Genomic DNA, 15,554 nt, shown 5'->3' with positions numbered 1-15,554 from the left:
CGCCACCGCAACGCCGCAGCAGGGGGATTCATGCAGTTCGATCTGAGCACAGTGGAAACAGCCACCTTGGTTTTCATCGGGACGCTGGTGTTCGGCGCGGTCCTGGCCGGATTCGTCCTGGCCGCCGGGCTGGTTGCCCTGGTGGTGCTGGGCGCCGGAAAGCTCACGTGGACGGTGCTGTCCACCACGCTCCTGGCAGTGGTCCACGGAATCAACGCCGGGTGGGACAGGCTGGTCCACCGTGCGGCCGCCGTCGATCTGTCCGGCGATTTCCAGGGGCAAACGGCCCCTGGCACGGGAACCTACCCGCGGGTAATCTTGAGTGACAGCTGAAGGGTTCTCCAACCCGGCGGATCCATGGCTACACCGGCCATTCCGGCCCGAGGAGATAACCCATGAGCTCCGCAACTGACAGCCAGGCCAAAGACGCCCCGGCTGAGGAAATCCCCGTTCCGGCCGGCAACATCGGGGCCGGAGCCACCGCCGAAGATGCCAGGGCCGTCGCAGAGGCCGCCCGCGAAACCGGCTGGGACCGCCCCAGCTTCGCCAAAGGCCTCTACCTGGGCAGCTTCGACCTCGGCCTGGTCCACCCCTGGCCGGCCGCCGATCCGGCGTCCGTGGAAAAGGGCGAGGCCTTCATGGCCCGCCTGACCGAATACGCCAAGTCCATGTCCGGGCGGATCATTGAACGGGACGCAAAGATTCCTGACGAGTACATCAGGGACCTGGCCGCCCTGGGCGTCTTCGGCATGAAGATCCCGGAGGAATACGGCGGCCTCGCCCTCTCACTGGTGTACTACGGCCGGGCGCTTGCCCTTCTCGGCAGCGTCCATCCCAGCCTGGGAGCGCTCATCTCCGCCCACCAGTCCATCGGCGTTCCGGAGCCGGTCAAGGTCTTCGGCACGCCCGCGCAGAAACGCGAATACCTTCCCCGCTGCGCTGCCGGCGCCGTCACCGCGTTCCTCCTCACGGAACCGGACGTCGGCAGCGATCCCGCCCGGATGGGCAGCACGGCAACGCCAACGGACGACGGCGAGGCGTACCTCCTGGACGGTGTGAAGCTGTGGACCACCAACGGCGTGATCGCCGAACTGGTGGTGGTGATGGCCCTGGTTCCCGCCCACACCGACACCGCAGGCACCACCCACAAAGGCGGCATCAGCGCCTTCGTGGTGGAGATGGACTCGCCCGGCATCACGGTGGAGAACCGGAACGCCTTCATGGGCCTGCGCGGCATCGAAAACGGCGTGACCCGTTTCCACCAGGTGCGGGTTCCCGCCGCGAACCGGCTGGGCCGCGAGGGCCAGGGCCTGAAGATTGCCTTGACCACCCTGAACACCGGCCGCCTGGCGCTGCCGGCGCTGTGCGTGGCCTCGGGGCGTTGGAGCCTGAAGATTGCCCGCGAATGGTCCAACGCCCGCACCCAGTGGGGCCGGCCCGTGGGCGAACACGAGGCCGTGGGCAAGAAGATCGCGTTCATCGCGGCGTCCGCCTTCGCCTTGGACGCAGTCTTTGAACTCGCCGCCGAACTGGCGGACGCCGGGCAGAAGGACGTCCGCATCGAAGCCGCGCTCGCCAAACTCTGGGCCACGGAGATCAGCTGCCGGATCGCGGACGAGTTGGTGCAAATCCGCGGCGGCCGCGGATTTGAAACGGCCGAGTCGCTGGCGGCCCGGGGCGAACGAGCGGTACCGGCCGAGCAGCAGTTGCGCGACATGCGGATCAACCGGATCTTCGAGGGGTCTTCCGAGATCATGCGGTTGCTTATTGCCCGGGAGGCCGTGGACGCGCATCTGGCAGCGGCGGGCGAGCTCGCGTCCCTCGATGCGAGCCTTGCCGATAAAGCCAGGGCCGCCGTCGGCGCCTCCGGTTTCTACGCAAAATGGCTGCCCAAGCTGGTGGCGGGCGCCGGCATGGACCCGCGCTCCTACAGCGACTTCGGCCGGCTGGCCAAGCACCTGCGCTTCGTGGAACGCTCCTCGCGCCGGCTGGCACGGCAAACCTTCTACGGCATGGGCCGGTGGCAGGCAAAGCTGGAGCGGAAGCAGGCCTTCCTGGGCCGCATCGTGGACATCGGCGCCGAACTCTTCGCCATGACCGCATGCTGTTCCCGCGCTGAAATGCTGCTTCGCACCTCCCCCGGTACGGCCGCGGGCGCCTACGAACTTGCCGATGCCTACTGCGAGCAGGCAAAAGTGCGGGTGGACGAGTACTTCGACCAGTTGTGGCGGAACACGGACGACGCCGACCACGCGCTGACCCGCAAGGTCCTCGCCGGCGATTACACCTGGCTGGAAGCCGGCGTGCTTGACCAGTCCGAGGGGACCGGCCCGTGGATCGCCGATGCCTCTGCCGGGCCGTCCAGGAAGGAAGACCTGCACCGCAAATACCGGTAAAACCGCAGGTCACGAAATAATAAGCACGCTTGCTATCGGTGGGGGCGGGTGGTTGAGTTAGTTCATGAGCAGCTCAACGGACCCAGAGAACCTGCCTCCCCGCCATGCCCGGGAGGATGAGACCTCCCGCCGCGGCAACCCCCGCGCGGACGCAGCGGAGGATCCCGCCACACGGTCGATCGACCAGGCACCGGCCCGCCCGCGCGAGCGGGAACGCGACCGGGACTACGGCGCCGCCCCGTCCGCTGAGCGGGAGTACCGCCCTGCCCCCGCTACTGCTGCGGCACCCGTGGTGGACCCGGCGCTCGCGGACAGGGAAACCGCCGTCGCCCGCCAAAAGGAACGGTTCGGCGGCATCAAAGCCGGCTCTGCGTTCTTCGGCTGGCTCACCGCCACCGGAATGGCCGTGCTGCTGACTGCATTGGTTGCTGCTGCCGGGACCGCTGTGGGGCTGGCCAACAACACGGACGTCAACGCGGCCGTGAACCAGGCCGCGCAGAACAGCGGCACCGTGGGGCTGGTGGGCATCATCGTCCTGCTGGTGATCCTGTTCCTCTCCTACTATTGCGGCGGTTACGTCGCCGGCCGGATGGCGCGCTTCAACGGCGCAAGGCAGGGTCTTATGGTGTGGATCTGGGCCCTGATCGCGGCCGTCGTGGTCGCCATCCTCGGCCTCGTGGCGGGTCAGCAGTTCAACGTCCTGGCCAACCTCAACAGCTTCCCGCGGATTCCCGTCAACGAGGGCCAACTGACCACCACCAGCATCATCGCAGCCGTGGTGGTGGCGGCTGTGGCCCTGGTGGGCGCCGTCCTCGGCGGCCTTGCGGGGATGCGGTTCCACCGCAGGGTCGACCGTGCCGGTTTCACCCCGGACAGCGAGTATTACGACGACGGCGAGTAGCCCGCAGGCGGCGCGCCGCTGCTAGGGGGACAGGATGTCGCCGTCCACATAGAGCCACCGGCCGCCTTCGCGGACAAACCTGCTGGCTTCATGGAGAACCCCGCGGTCCGCACCGTGCCGGTAATAGGCCTTGAACTCCACAGTCCCTTCGGTGTCGAACGGGCCGCCCTGGCTGGTGGCAACGATGTCCAGGCGCCGCCACTGCATGGCCGGATCCAGGTCGAGGCCGGCCGGGACCGTTGACGGATGCTGGGTCCGGAGCAGGTAGGCCTCATCCAGCCGGGCAAACGCGCTGTAGCGGGACCGCATCAGCTGCTCCGCGGTTGAAGCTTCCGCCGTGCCGGAGTGGAACCTGCCACAGCACTCGGCGTACTGTTCGCCGGACAGGCACACACAGTTCGCGGACTCACTCGATTCGGTCATCCGGTGATGCTGTCACATCGGGTAACAGCTTCGCTACAACCCTGTCCACGCCACCGCGCCCGGCGGCATGGGACGCCAAAAATCCGTATGGTTGAGAAGGAGCTTGCCCCTGGCGCTGTGCGCCGGCAGCGGGCCCGGGATGTTGGTGGAAAGGAGTGATGACGTGGAGCAACCGGACACTCTGGTCCTCAACCTGACCTTCTTCGGCACCATGGGCGTAGCCCTCCTGATGTTCCTGGTCCTCTTCCTCCTCGGGGTGCTTACCTTGGTCCTTGCCGGCGTGGGCCGGCTGGCGGGCATCGTGGTGATGGCCCTGTTCGGAAAGGGCCCCCGGAAGGGCAGTGCGCTGTTAATGGCGGCACGGAGCGAAAGCCCGGAGGGCCGCCCATCCTGGCGGGAACGTGCAGCCGCCGTGAAGCCGGCACGGCTCAGGGAGTCGCTGCGCACCGTCGTCGTACGCCACCCCAAACTTGCCGCGGCCCGGGCCGAGCCGCCTGTCCTGGCCGAAGACTGGGCCTCAGCCGTGGCCGAAGCCGACAAACGCGCCGAGGCCAGGGCACGGGCCGCCGCGCCCGAAATCAAGCTCTCGGTGCGGGACCTTCCGGACCCGGCGGCGCCCGCCGACAAGGTTGCCCAGGTAGCCCCACTGGTGGAATCCGCCCTGCACAACCACCGGCCGCCGCACGAACTGCCGAGGTCCTTCAAGAAGCCCGTGCCGCCGCATCCGGTGCCGCCGCTGGACACCGGGTCCCTCGTTTCGCTCGCAGGCCCGAAGCAGGTCCTCAAGGGCAAAGCGCCGGAGAACCGCTAAGCCCTTACCCTGAGCAACCAACTGGGTTAGCGTGAAACCCATGGAATTCAGATACCTCGGAAACAGTGGCTTCAAAGTCTCGGAAATCACGTTCGGCAACTGGCTGACGCACGGCTCGCAGGTGGAAAACGACGTTGCCACCCAATGCGTGCGGGCAGCCCTCGACGCCGGCATCAGCACTTTCGACACCGCGGATGTCTATGCAAACACCGCAGCGGAAACCGTCCTGGGCGAGGCCTTGAAGGACGAGCGGCGCGAGTCCCTGGAAATCTTCACCAAGGTCTTCGGCCCCACCGGCCCCAAGGGCAAGAACGACTTGGGGCTCTCCCGCAAACACATCATGGAATCCATCAACGGGTCCCTGCGCCGGCTGCAGACGGACTACGTGGACCTCTACCAGGCCCACCGCTACGACTTCGAGACGCCGCTGGAAGAGACCATGCAGGCGTTCGCGGACATCGTCCGGCAAGGCAAGGCGCTCTACATCGGCGTCAGCGAGTGGACCGCCGACCAGCTCCGTGAAGGGCACCGGCTGTCCAAGGAACTCGGCTTCCAGCTCATCTCCAACCAGCCCCAGTACTCCATGCTGTGGCGGGTCATCGAAGCGGAAGTGGTCCCGGCGTCGGAAGAGCTGGGGGTATCCCAGATCGTCTGGTCGCCCATGGCCCAGGGCGTCCTCAGCGGCAAGTACCTTCCCGGCCGGCCGGCCCCGGAAGGCAGCCGCGCCACCGATGAAAAGGGCGGCGCCAAGATGATTGAGCGGTGGATGCGCGACGACGTCCTGGCCGGCGTGCAGGACCTGAAGCCGATTGCCGCCGAAGCCGGCCTGACCATGCCGCAGCTCGCCGTTGCGTGGGTCCTCCAGAACCCGAACGTGGCGTCCGCCATCGTGGGTGCGTCCCGGCCGGAACAGATCGCCGACACCGTTGCGGCGGCAGGGGTGAGGCTGGATGCCGAGGTCCTCAAGAAGATTGACGACGCCATCGGCGGCCTGGCCGAACGCGACCCGGCCCAGACCAAGTCGCCTGCCACCCGGGAAGCCTGAATGGCCGCCCCGGCCGATCTTCCTGAGCTGGCGGTCACCGGATCCACCGGAGGCCTGGGCGGCATGCTGTCGCGGCAACTTGCCACGTCCGGCTTCGCGCAGCGGCTGTTGGTGCGCGACCCGGCCCGGGCGCCGGAACTGGCAGGGGCCTCCGCCGTGGTGTGTCCCTACGGCGACGGTGCGGCGTCCCGGCAGGCCCTGGATGGAGTGAAGCTCCTGTTCATGGTCTCCGCTGCCGAGGCCGAGGACCGGCTGCAGCAGCATTATGCGTTCGTGGACGCAGCCGCCGACGCGGGAGTCCAGCATGTGGTGTACACGTCCTTCTACGGCGCCGCGCCGGATGCCACGTTCACCCTGGCCCGGGACCATTACGCCACGGAGGAGCGGATCAAGGCCTCCGGTATGGACTTCACGTTCCTCCGGGACAACTTCTACCTGGACTTCCTGCCGCTCATGGCCGGAGAGGACGGCGTGATCCGCGGGCCCGCCGGTGACGGCGTGTTTTCCGGGGTGGCACGGGAGGATGTGGCCCGCTCCGCCCACGCAGTGCTCCGCGACCCGGCGATCCACAAGGGAATGACCTACAACCTGACCGGGCCGGAAGAACTGACCATGGCGCAGGCCGCCCGGGTGCTGAGCGACGGAACCGGACGGACCGTCAGCTACCACCCGGAGACAGTGGAGGAAGCCTACGCCTCCCGGGCGTCCTACGGCGCTCCGCAATGGCAGCTGGACGCATGGGTGAGTACGTACACGGCCATGGCGGCCGGCGAAATGGCAGGGCTTTCACCTGACGTGCACGGCTTGACCGGCCAGGACCCCATCAGCCTGGCCGAGTTCCTGACGCGGCCCGTCCTGTAGCGCTCCGCTCCCCGGTCCGTGGGCTGTTGACGGACCGGGGATCCCGGCGTAGACCAGTGCCTAGGCGCCGCCACCCCGGCGGAGCACGGCCCACAGAATCCCGGCGCCATGACACAGACCAGAGAACACAGCCAGCCACCGGCTGCGGAAGCCCCGCCGGTATCCGCGGGCCCGTCGGAGGGTCCCCTTACTCCCGAGGAATTGCAGCTCTCCGCCCGCAACCATTCAATGCCGCTGGAAGCGCTCCGCCGCGACCTCACGCCTCCCGGGCTGCACTACGTACTCACGCATTTCGATATCCCGGACATCCAGGCCACGTCCTGGCACCTGCGGATCCGGGGTGCGGTGGAACGGGCCCTGGAGCTGAACCTCGCAGCCCTCCGCAGGGCCCCGGCCATCACCGTCCCGGTCACCCTTGAGTGCGCGGGCAACGGCAGGTCGCTGCTGGAGCCGCGGCCCCTCAGCCAGCCGTGGGTGCTGGAAGCGGTGGGCACGGCGCAATGGACCGGTGTTCCGCTGGCCTATCTCCTGGATAAGGCGGGAATACTGCCCGGCGCCCTGGAAGTGGTCTTCACCGGCGCGGACGCGGGTGTTCAAGGCGGCGTCCCGCACCACTTCGCGCGCAGCCTTCCGGTCCGCGAAGCCCTGCGTCCCGACGTCGTCCTTGCCTACGCCATGAACGGCGCCGAACTGCCGCCGCAGCATGGGTACCCGCTGCGGCTGGTGGTTCCGGGCTGGTACGGGATGGCCAGCGTCAAGTGGCTGGAGTCGATCGAAGTGGCCAGGGAGCCGTTCACCGGGTTCCAGCAGCAGTCCGCCTACCGGTACCAGGCCACCGCGGACGACGCCGGCAGGCCGGTTTCGAGGATCAGGGTGCGTTCGCTGATGGTTCCGCCGGGTATCCCGGACTTCTTCACCCGCCGGCGGTTTGTCCGCCCAGGCCCGGTCATGTTGCAGGGCCGCGCCTGGTCGGGGGAAGGTGCCGTGGCCGGCGTTGAGGTGGCCGTTGATGGCACGTGGCTGCCTGCCCGTTTGGACAAGCCCGCGGGCGGCTACGCGTGGCGGGGGTGGAGCATACAGTGGGAGGCCGCGCCCGGTGAGCATCTCCTGGCCTGCCGCGCCAGCGACACCACCGGCGCCACCCAGCCGCTGGAGCAGAACTGGAACTACCAGGGGATGGGCAACAACGTGGTGCAGCGGGTCACGGTCACGGTGGAGTGAAGCCGGCGGGCCCGGGGCTATACTCGGTGCCAATCATGACCAGCCTCCCTTCCTCCCCCGCCAGCGTCCGAATCGATGCGTGGTTGTGGGCCGTCCGCGCCTACAAGACACGGTCGGCCGCCACTGCCGCCTGCCGCGCCGGGCATGTCCGCCTCAACGGCAGTCCCGCCAAGGCTTCCGCGACGCTGGTCACGGGAGACACGGTGACGGTGCGCATGTCCGGGTACGAGCGCATCCTTGAGGTCCGGCGGCTGATCGCCAAGCGGGTGGGAGCCGAGGCCGCCTCCCACTGCTTTACGGACCACACTCCCCCACGGCCCGTCCTGCCGGCACTGGGACTCCCGCAGCGCGACCGGGGCGCCGGGCGGCCCACCAAGAAGGACCGCCGGGAGATGGAGCGCCTCAAGGGGCCGGCCTGACCTGCCCTGCCCTGCCCTGCCCTGGGTCAGCTTTTGGTGCGGGCCCGCACCAGGTTCGCATACGGCAGTTTCCCGTATTCCTCGACAAAGCCCGTGTGGTAATCCGCCTCGGCCTGGTTGAGGGTTTCGGCGGCCATTTCCTTCCAGGCAACCAGCAGCGCGCCCGCATCCCTGAGTTGCCAGATGAGCCGGCCGTCCCAGTGGCCCGGCGGCTTTCCGTGTCCGAAGTCCAGGAACTCCTGGATCTGCCGCCTCAGCCCGCGGTTGCCCTTGCTGCCCGGACCGGCTTTGCCGAGGTACAGGACGGCTGCGGTGTCCAGCCAGGCCGCTCGAAGGTCCCGCTCCGTCAGGGAGGGATCTTTCTTCTTGAAGACACCGGCGGTGCTCTTTGTCAGGAATTCCGGCTGGAACGTGTCGGGCGCTATCACGGCGAAAATACCCGTTCCCCGCGGGACCCGCATGACGTCAAGGTCCTTCAGGGGCCGGAAGCCCAAGAAGCCGTCGTCTTTCAGGCCCTTCCTGGTGAACTGCATCCTCACATTGAACAGCATCCCGGCAGTGCAGCCCCGGTTTCCGGTAAACGCCCATCCTCCTCCCAGGAAGACTGGCTACCATTGCCGCGTGCCACCCCTTGAGATCCTCGTTTCCTCCTGGCGCCTGGACTGGGCCTCCACGGCTTTCGTCGTTGCGGCCGGAGTCCTCTACGGGTGGGGGATGCGTTCAGCCGGACGGAATGGCCACCGGTGGCCGGCCTGGCGCGCGGTGGCGTTCTACGTCCTGGGCCTTGGTACTTTCGTCATCCTGACCTGCGGTTTCACCGGCGTGTACGGCCCGCAGCAACGATGGGCCTTCACCCTCAAGATTTCGCTGCTGCTCTTTGTGGTCCCACTGCTCATCGGCCTGGGCAAGCCGCTGACGCTGGCGCGTGCGGCGTTGCCGGCCCACGGAATTAGGGTCTTCGACGCCGTGCTCTCCAGCCGTCTGGTGCGGTTCGTCAGCAATTCATTCGGCGCACCCCTGCTGGGGCTGGCGCTCTTCTCCACTTTCCTCACCCCCGCCTTCTACACGCTGCGGACCAGCCCCGCGGCCGACGCACTGCTCACGCTCGGCGTCCCCCTGCTGGGCATGCTCATGGCACTGCCCATCATCGAAGAATCCAACTTCCAACGGTCCAGCGCCTACCTGACCCTGGAATTCATGTTCGTGTTCATTGAGCTGCTCATCGACGCCGTGCCCGGCATCCTCCTCAGCCTCAACGGCCAGGTCCTCGACCATGCACTGACCGTCCAGGATCCCCAGTGGTGGTTCCGGGACGCCCTCCAGGACCAGCAGTTCGCAGGGAATCTGCTCTGGTTCATCTGCGAGGTGGTGGACCTGCCGCTGATCATCCTTATGTTCATCCGCTTCTCGCGCAGCGACAAGCGGGAAGCCGTGGCTTTCGATGAACTGACCGACGAGCAGCTCGATGCGCTCCACAACCAGCACCTGCGGGGCCGCCACTAGGCTGGCCCCGGCCAAAAATCAAGTGTGCCCACCGCTCGCCGCGGAAGCGTAGAGTGACAGAGGACGCCTGATTCTGGACGCCTCGCTGCAAAGGGAGAAATCGTGACAATTGATTGGGACGAAAAAAAGGCCCTGCTACAGGAACCGAACATCGCGAAGGTGACCCAACTTTGCGAAGAACTGATGGAAAAGAAGCCCGGTTCCACCGTCCCCTACATCGACCCCGTGCATGACGAAGACGAGTGCAGAATCATCAGCCTCCAGGCCAGCCCGGGCAAGGGCACCGAATCCGGGTTCGTCTCGCTCTACAACGACGACGAGGCAGCCCGCCGCGCCACCCAGATCTACGAACTCGCCGAACTGGATCCGCAGTACGTCATGCCGTGGAACGCCTACCCCTGGATCCGCGACAGCGGCAGCCCGTCGGCGCTGAGCGTCCAGGAGAAAACCGACGGCCTGCGTCCCTTCCGCCAGTTCCTCAAGATCAATTCCCGGGTCTCTGCCGTCATCGCGCACGGCACGGACGCCTCGACGTTCCTGACTCTCTTTGAGAAGACCTACCACTCGTCGCTGAAGAACAGCGGCATCAAAATCTACAAGGCCTCCGCCCTCGGCGGCAGGGCCTTTGCTGTTTCAGAGGCCAAGCAGGAAGAACTCCTGGCCAAGAGCGTGGAAACCTACCGTGATGCCATGCAGCGGGCGGGCATCCAGCACCTCTAGGGTTGAATCAGCGCCGCCCACCGGCTTTCCGCCGGCAGCGATGAGCAGGGCTGGGGGGACCAAACTGTCAGGGAATTTCCAGGCGCAAAGGCGCATACTCGTACGTACCTGACCGCCGGCCAAAGAAGGCTCTACCGTGACGTCCGCCCCCACCCGCCCGATCGGCGCTGCGCCCGCGGCACGTGCCGCGTCCTCCGTTCGCCGGTGCGGTGTTCAGCCCGGCGATGCGGGCCTGGGGTTGCTGCCATGACGGGGTTCATCGATGGCCTCATGAACGTCAGCCCCCTGGTGGCGTACATCGCGGTGTTCTGTCTCGTCTTTGCCGAGGACGCATTGTTCATCGGCTTCGTCATCCCGGGAGAAACCGCGGCCGTCCTGGGCGGAGTGGTGGCCAGCCGGGGCGAAGTCCAGCTGGGGGCGATGATGGCCCTGGTGGTCGCCGCCGCGATCGTGGGCGACAGCGTGGGATACGAGGTGGGCAAGCACCTGGGCAGCCGCATCCTGAAGACCAGGGCGCTGGCCCGGCACTCCGGAAAGCTGCAGAACGCCCAGGACCTGCTGCGCCGCCGGGGCGGCTCCGCCGTCTTCCTCGGGCGCTTCACCGCCTTCTTCCGGGCGGTCATGCCCGCCCTGGCCGGAACTTCGCGGATGCCGTACGGCCGCTTCCTTGCCTACAACGCGGCGGGCGGCGTGGTGTGGGGCATCGGCTTCGTCCTCTTGGGTTTCCTGGCCGGCAACTCCTATGAAGCCGTGGCCCAGGCAGCCGGCCGGGACATCGCCGTCGTCATCGCCGCGGTGGCGGTGGCCGCGCTTGTTGCCTGGCACTTCCGCTCACGGCGACGGCGGCAACACCACCGCGCCGCGGAGCAACGGCAGGACTAGGGAGGGCTTGACAGTGACTGTGACGGGTGCCATATTTAAGGCGTGAACCTGTCAGACAGCCGGACAGCAGGACAGCCTGCTTACCGTCCCCTTGCCCGGCTGAGCGCTGCCGAGGCGGTGTTCAACGCCCTCCGCGCGGACATCGAGTCCGGCACCCTTCCGGTGGGCAGCAAGCTCAGCTCGGAGGCCACACTGTCCCAGCAATACGGGGTCAGCCGCTCGGTCATCCGGGAAGCGCTCCGTTCCTGCACCGCCCTGGGCCTGACGGTTACCCGGACCGGCAAAGGCACGTTCGTCATTGCCGGCAAGGTGGCCAACGACCTGACCCTGGGGCAGTACTCGGCGCGGGACCTGACCGAGGCCCGCCCGCACATCGAGGTCCCCGCCGCCGGACTGGCCGCACAGCGGCGCACCCCTGAAGAACTGGATACCCTTCGCGACATCGTGGCGGCCATGGCCACGGAAACCGACCCCGAGTCCTGGGTGGCCCTGGACTCCTCCTTCCATGCCGCCATCGCCCGCGCCAGCGGCAACAAGGTCTTCGCCAGCGTGGTGACGGACATCCGTGACGCGCTGGCCCACCAGTCCGAAACGCTGAACATGGTGGCCGACCGCCAGCACGCCTCCGACGTGGAACACCAGCAGATCCTGGCCGCCATCGAGGCAGGCTCCGCGGACAAGGCCCGCGCCGCCATGGCCCACCACTTGGAAGCCGTGGGCGCCGCCCTGGACTCCATCCTCAACAATTAGACACATCCAACCAACCTTTCCAAGGACGCCATGCCATCCCCCGTGTTTTCCGCTGCCCGCACCGCTGCCCTGGGTGAGGCGGCCCTGCCGCACCACACCCCGCTGGTGGCCGCCGTCCGTGACGGCCTCGTGGAGAGCGTGCACTACGGCTCGGCAATCGCCCTCGCGGCTGACGGGTCCGTGGCGGCAACCGCCGGTGATCCCCAGGCCCCCTTCTACCCGAGGTCAGCGCTCAAGCCGCTCCAGGCCGTCGCCATGGTCCGGGCCGGTCTGGACCTTCCGGCCGACCTCCTGGCCCTCGCCGCCGCAAGCCACTCGGGCTCCGCGGCGCACCGCGACGGCACCCGGCGCATCCTCGATCTGCACGGGCTGGCCGCCACCGACCTTGAGAACAGCTCCGACCTCCCCTACGGCACCGCCGAACGTGAGGACTGGCTGCGCACCGGCGGCGGCCCCACGCAGACCACCCAGAACTGTTCCGGAAAGCACGCCGCCATGGCCGCGACCTGCGTGATCAACGGCTGGCCCGTCCGGGGCTACCTGGATCCCTCCCACCCGCTGCAGCAGCTCGTGGCGCGGACCGTCACCGAGCTGACGGGAGAGTCACCCGCTGCCCTGAGCACCGACGGCTGCGGCACCCCGTTGTTTGCCCTCACCCTGGGCGGCATGGCCCGCGCGTTCGGCCGGATCGCCCGGGCGGCGTCCCTTGCAGCCACGCACGACGACGGCGGGCCCGGCTCCGGAAGCGCGGAAGCCGCCGTCGGGCTGGCCATGCAGCAGCACCCCGACATGGTTGCCGGTGAAGGCCGGGACGTCACCGACCTGATGCGGCTGCTCCCGGGGGCCGTGGCCAAGGACGGCTTCGAAGGCGTCCAGCTGGTGGGCCTGGCCAACGGCGGTGCAGCAGCCGTCAAGATTTCCGACGGCGGCGACCGCGCCCGGATGCCCGCCACCGTCCGCCTGCTGGATGCGCTGGGCGTGGACATCGAACCGTTCGCCGGTATCGCCACCGCCCCCGTCCTGGGCGGCGGCCACCAAGTGGGGCAGTTGCTGGCCACCGATTTCTTGGATACCACCCCGTCCACGCCCGACAACGAAGCCCTGTGAGGACTCCATGACCATCATTGACACCGCCGCCGACGTCCGTTCCGAGCACGACCTGCTCGGCGACCGCGACGTACCGGCGAACGCCTACTGGGGCGTGCACACTCTCCGGGCCGTAGAGAATTTCCCCATCACCGGCCAAAAACTGTCCTCCAACATGCACCTGGTCCGCGGGCTCGCCGCCGTCAAGCTCGCGGCCGCACGGACCAACCGTGAACTCGGACTGCTGGACGCCGACCGCGCCGATGCCATCGAGCAGGCATGCCAGGACGTCATGGCCGGCCGGCTTGCCGACCAGTTCGTGGTGGACGTGGTCCAGGGCGGTGCCGGGACGTCGTCGAACATGAACGCCAACGAGGTCATCGCCAACCGTGCCCTGGAAATCCTCGGCCACCCCAAGGGCGACTACGCCAGGCTGCACCCGAACGACCACGTCAACCTCAGCCAGTCCACCAACGACGTGTACCCCACGGCCGTGAAGCTGGGCACCATCTTTGCCGCCCGCGAGCTGCTGGCCGCACTCGAAGAACTCGAGGACGCCTGCGCCGCCAAGGCCATGGAGTTCCGCACCGTGGTCAAGATGGGCCGCACGCAGTTGCAGGACGCAGTCCCCATGACCTTGGGCCAGGAGTTCGGCAGCTACGCCGTCACCATCGGCGAGGACCGGCTCCGCCTGGCGGAGGCCGAACTGCTGATTCATGAGATCAACCTCGGCGCCACCGCCATCGGCACCGGCCTGAACGCCCCGGCGGGTTACGCCGACGCGGCCTGCCGGCACCTGGCGGAGATCACCGGCCTGCCGCTGGTCACCGCCGTCGACCTGATTGAAGCCACCCAGGACGTGGGGGCCTTCGTGCACCTCTCCGGCGTGCTCAAGCGTGTTGCGGTCAAACTGTCCAAGATCTGCAACGACCTGCGCCTGCTCTCGTCAGGACCCCGCGCCGGCTTCGGCGAGATCAACCTTCCCGCCGTCCAGTCCGGCTCCTCGATCATGCCCGGAAAGATCAATCCGGTCATCCCCGAAGTGGTCTCCCAGGTGGCCTATGAGGTCATCGGCAACGACGTCACCATCACCATGGCCGCCGAAGCCGGGCAGCTTCAGCTCAACGCCTTCGAACCGATCATCGTCCACAGCCTCCACAAGAGCATCTCCCACCTGGAAGCCGCCTGCCGCACCCTCACGGCCCGCTGCATCAGAGGGATCACCGCCAATACCGAACACCTGCGCCGTACCGTGGAGCAGTCCATCGGCCTGGTCACCGCATTGAATCCCCACCTCGGCTACGCCACCGCCACCGCCATCGCGCAGGAAGCACTTGCCACCGGCAAGGGCGTGGCTGAACTGGTCCTTGAGCACGGGCTCCTCACCGATGCCCAGCTCCAGGACCTCCTCAGCCCCGAACGCCTGGCAAACCTCAGCAAGTAGTCCCCCTCCGCCCCCTGGCCCCGCAAGCCCGGCCAGGGAACCAGGCGGCCGTGGGCCCCCCACATCCCCGAAGGACACTCCCATGACAAATTCCCCCCTTCCAGACCATGTAATTGATGGTGGTCACGCGCATGCGTCCGAGACTTCCCTGCATGCGGAGGACAAGGGTTACCACAAGAACCTCAAGCCGCGGCAGATCCAGATGATCGCGATCGGCGGTGCGATCGGTACCGGCCTGTTCCTGGGCGCCGGCGGCCGGCTGAACGCCGCGGGCCCGTCCCTGGTCATCGCGTACGCGGTCTGCGGGTTCTTCGCGTTCCTGATCCTGCGCGCCCTGGGCGAACTGGTCCTGCACCGGCCCTCCTCAGGCTCCTTCGTCTCCTACGCCCGTGAATTCTTCGGCGAGAAAGCCGCGTTCGTTTCCGGCTGGTTCTACTGGATCAACTGGGCCACCACCACCATCGTGGACATCACCGCCGCCGCCCTCTACATGCACTTCTTCGGCAACTACATCCCCTGGATGGCCGATGTCCCGCAGTGGGCCTGGGCCCTGACCGCCCTCCTCGTCGTCCTCGCCCTGAACCTCGTCTCGGTCAAGGTCTTCGGCGAAATGGAATTCTGGTTCGCCCTGATCAAAGTCGCCGCCCTCGTCGCGTTCCTGATCATCGGCACCTACTTCGTCATCTTCGGCACCCCCGTGGACGGCCAACAAGTCGGCATCAGCCTCCTGTCCGACCACGGCGGGATCTTCCCCACCGGCCTGCTGCCCATGATCATCCTCATGCAAGGGGTCCTGTTCGCCTACGCCTCCATCGAACTCGTCGGCACCGCCGCCGGCGAAACCGAAAACCCCGAAAAAATCATGCCCAAAGCCATCAACTCCGTGGTCTTCCGCATCGCCGTGTTCTACGTCGGCTCCGTGATCCTCCTCGCCCTCCTGCTCCCCTACACCACCTACCAAAAAGGCGTCAGCCCCTTCGTGACGTTCTTCGGCTCCATCGGCGTCCAAGGCGTAGACGTCATCATGAACCTCGTCGTCCTCACCGCCGCCCTGTCCTCCCTGAACGCCGGACTCTACTCCACCGGCCGGAT

Annotated in this window: 17 protein-coding genes; 15 read left to right on the top strand and 2 right to left on the bottom strand. The window is 67.4% G+C overall.

Annotated features, from left to right (window positions below; genetic code table 11):
• Positions 1-30: 30 nt before the first annotated feature.
• The 3 genes from C563_RS0120360 (at position 31) to C563_RS0120350 (ending at position 3,297) form a co-directional block, all read left to right on the top strand.
• Positions 31-333, top strand: coding sequence for a hypothetical protein (locus C563_RS0120360; protein WP_018763927.1), 303 nt, complete (start codon positions 31-33; stop codon positions 331-333).
• Between the two features lie 62 nt (positions 334-395).
• Entirely contained in the window at positions 396-2,396 is a 2,001-nt protein-coding gene (locus C563_RS0120355) for an acyl-CoA dehydrogenase family protein (protein ID WP_018763926.1), read from the top strand.
• Positions 2,397-2,460: 64 nt separating this feature from the next.
• Positions 2,461-3,297, top strand: coding sequence for a TIGR04086 family membrane protein (locus tag C563_RS0120350; RefSeq protein ID WP_018763925.1), 837 nt, complete (start codon positions 2,461-2,463; stop codon positions 3,295-3,297).
• 21 nt (positions 3,298-3,318) lie between these two features.
• Here C563_RS0120350 and C563_RS0120345 read toward each other — a convergent pair whose 3' ends face one another.
• Entirely contained in the window at positions 3,319-3,720 is a 402-nt protein-coding gene (locus C563_RS0120345) for a YchJ family protein (protein ID WP_026265189.1), read from the bottom strand.
• A 163-nt stretch (positions 3,721-3,883) separates the two neighbouring features.
• On the opposite strand from C563_RS0120345, the gene C563_RS0120340 reads away from it, so the two are divergent.
• From C563_RS0120340 to C563_RS0120320, 5 genes are all read left to right on the top strand, one after another.
• Positions 3,884-4,531, top strand: a complete 648-nt coding sequence (locus C563_RS0120340; RefSeq protein WP_026265188.1) for a hypothetical protein — start codon at positions 3,884-3,886, stop codon at positions 4,529-4,531.
• 40 nt (positions 4,532-4,571) lie between these two features.
• Complete coding sequence (locus tag C563_RS0120335) at positions 4,572-5,576, top strand: aldo/keto reductase family protein (protein WP_018763922.1); 1,005 nt, start codon at positions 4,572-4,574, stop codon at positions 5,574-5,576.
• Positions 5,577-6,437: an SDR family oxidoreductase gene (locus C563_RS0120330; RefSeq protein ID WP_018763921.1), complete on the top strand. Its 861-nt coding sequence runs from the start codon at positions 5,577-5,579 to the stop codon at positions 6,435-6,437.
• 108 nt (positions 6,438-6,545) lie between these two features.
• Complete coding sequence (locus tag C563_RS0120325) at positions 6,546-7,658, top strand: sulfite oxidase (RefSeq protein ID WP_026265187.1); 1,113 nt, start codon at positions 6,546-6,548, stop codon at positions 7,656-7,658.
• A gap of 35 nt (positions 7,659-7,693) precedes the next feature.
• Positions 7,694-8,077, top strand: a complete 384-nt coding sequence (locus tag C563_RS0120320; protein ID WP_018763919.1) for an RNA-binding S4 domain-containing protein — start codon at positions 7,694-7,696, stop codon at positions 8,075-8,077.
• A 26-nt stretch (positions 8,078-8,103) separates the two neighbouring features.
• On the opposite strand, the gene C563_RS0120315 is transcribed toward C563_RS0120320, so the two are convergent.
• Positions 8,104-8,610, bottom strand: coding sequence for a hypothetical protein (locus C563_RS0120315; protein WP_026265185.1), 507 nt, complete (start codon positions 8,608-8,610; stop codon positions 8,104-8,106).
• Between the two features lie 88 nt (positions 8,611-8,698).
• On the opposite strand from C563_RS0120315, the gene C563_RS0120310 reads away from it, so the two are divergent.
• From C563_RS0120310 to C563_RS21745, 7 genes are all read left to right on the top strand, one after another.
• Complete coding sequence (locus C563_RS0120310; RefSeq protein ID WP_018763917.1) at positions 8,699-9,580, top strand: cytochrome c oxidase assembly protein; 882 nt, start codon at positions 8,699-8,701, stop codon at positions 9,578-9,580.
• 102 nt (positions 9,581-9,682) lie between these two features.
• Complete coding sequence (locus C563_RS0120305) at positions 9,683-10,300, top strand: uracil-DNA glycosylase (RefSeq protein ID WP_018763916.1); 618 nt, start codon at positions 9,683-9,685, stop codon at positions 10,298-10,300.
• Positions 10,301-10,546: 246 nt separating this feature from the next.
• On the top strand, positions 10,547-11,182 hold the full coding sequence (locus tag C563_RS0120300; RefSeq protein ID WP_018763915.1) for a DedA family protein: 636 nt from the start codon (positions 10,547-10,549) through the stop codon (positions 11,180-11,182).
• A gap of 42 nt (positions 11,183-11,224) precedes the next feature.
• Complete coding sequence (locus C563_RS0120295) at positions 11,225-11,932, top strand: FadR/GntR family transcriptional regulator (RefSeq protein WP_018763914.1); 708 nt, start codon at positions 11,225-11,227, stop codon at positions 11,930-11,932.
• A gap of 30 nt (positions 11,933-11,962) precedes the next feature.
• Positions 11,963-13,039, top strand: coding sequence for an asparaginase (locus C563_RS0120290; protein ID WP_018763913.1), 1,077 nt, complete (start codon positions 11,963-11,965; stop codon positions 13,037-13,039).
• Positions 13,040-13,046: 7 nt separating this feature from the next.
• The gene (locus C563_RS0120285; RefSeq protein ID WP_018763912.1) at positions 13,047-14,462 is read left to right on the top strand and encodes an aspartate ammonia-lyase; all 1,416 of its coding nucleotides are present in this window, start codon (positions 13,047-13,049) and stop codon (positions 14,460-14,462) included.
• Between the two features lie 82 nt (positions 14,463-14,544).
• The coding region (locus C563_RS21745; protein WP_018763911.1) for an amino acid permease at positions 14,545-15,554 on the top strand (1,010 nt) is incomplete at its 3' end.

Source organism: Arthrobacter sp. 135MFCol5.1, from assembly GCF_000374865.1.
Classification (GTDB): domain Bacteria; phylum Actinomycetota; class Actinomycetes; order Actinomycetales; family Micrococcaceae; genus Arthrobacter.
This window is presented reverse-complemented; position numbering and strand designations above follow the sequence as displayed.

Excerpts from the sequence above, each read along its gene's own strand:
- C563_RS0120335 (WP_018763922.1), top strand. The coding sequence starts at position 4,572 with ATGGAATTCAGATACCTCGGAAACAGTGGCTTCAAAGTCTCGGAAATC.
- C563_RS0120290 (WP_018763913.1), top strand. The coding sequence starts at position 11,963 with ATGCCATCCCCCGTGTTTTCCGCTGCCCGCACCGCTGCCCTGGGTGAG.
- C563_RS0120285 (WP_018763912.1), top strand. The coding sequence starts at position 13,047 with ATGACCATCATTGACACCGCCGCCGACGTCCGTTCCGAGCACGACCTG.
- C563_RS0120360 (WP_018763927.1), top strand. The coding sequence starts at position 31 with ATGCAGTTCGATCTGAGCACAGTGGAAACAGCCACCTTGGTTTTCATC.
- C563_RS0120300 (WP_018763915.1), top strand. The coding sequence starts at position 10,547 with ATGACGGGGTTCATCGATGGCCTCATGAACGTCAGCCCCCTGGTGGCG.
- C563_RS0120350 (WP_018763925.1), top strand. The coding sequence starts at position 2,461 with ATGAGCAGCTCAACGGACCCAGAGAACCTGCCTCCCCGCCATGCCCGG.
- C563_RS0120315 (WP_026265185.1), bottom strand. The coding sequence starts at position 8,610 with ATGCAGTTCACCAGGAAGGGCCTGAAAGACGACGGCTTCTTGGGCTTC.
- C563_RS0120330 (WP_018763921.1), top strand. The coding sequence starts at position 5,577 with ATGGCCGCCCCGGCCGATCTTCCTGAGCTGGCGGTCACCGGATCCACC.
- C563_RS0120355 (WP_018763926.1), top strand. The coding sequence starts at position 396 with ATGAGCTCCGCAACTGACAGCCAGGCCAAAGACGCCCCGGCTGAGGAA.
- C563_RS0120345 (WP_026265189.1), bottom strand. The coding sequence starts at position 3,720 with ATGACCGAATCGAGTGAGTCCGCGAACTGTGTGTGCCTGTCCGGCGAA.
- C563_RS0120325 (WP_026265187.1), top strand. The coding sequence starts at position 6,546 with ATGACACAGACCAGAGAACACAGCCAGCCACCGGCTGCGGAAGCCCCG.
- C563_RS0120320 (WP_018763919.1), top strand. The coding sequence starts at position 7,694 with ATGACCAGCCTCCCTTCCTCCCCCGCCAGCGTCCGAATCGATGCGTGG.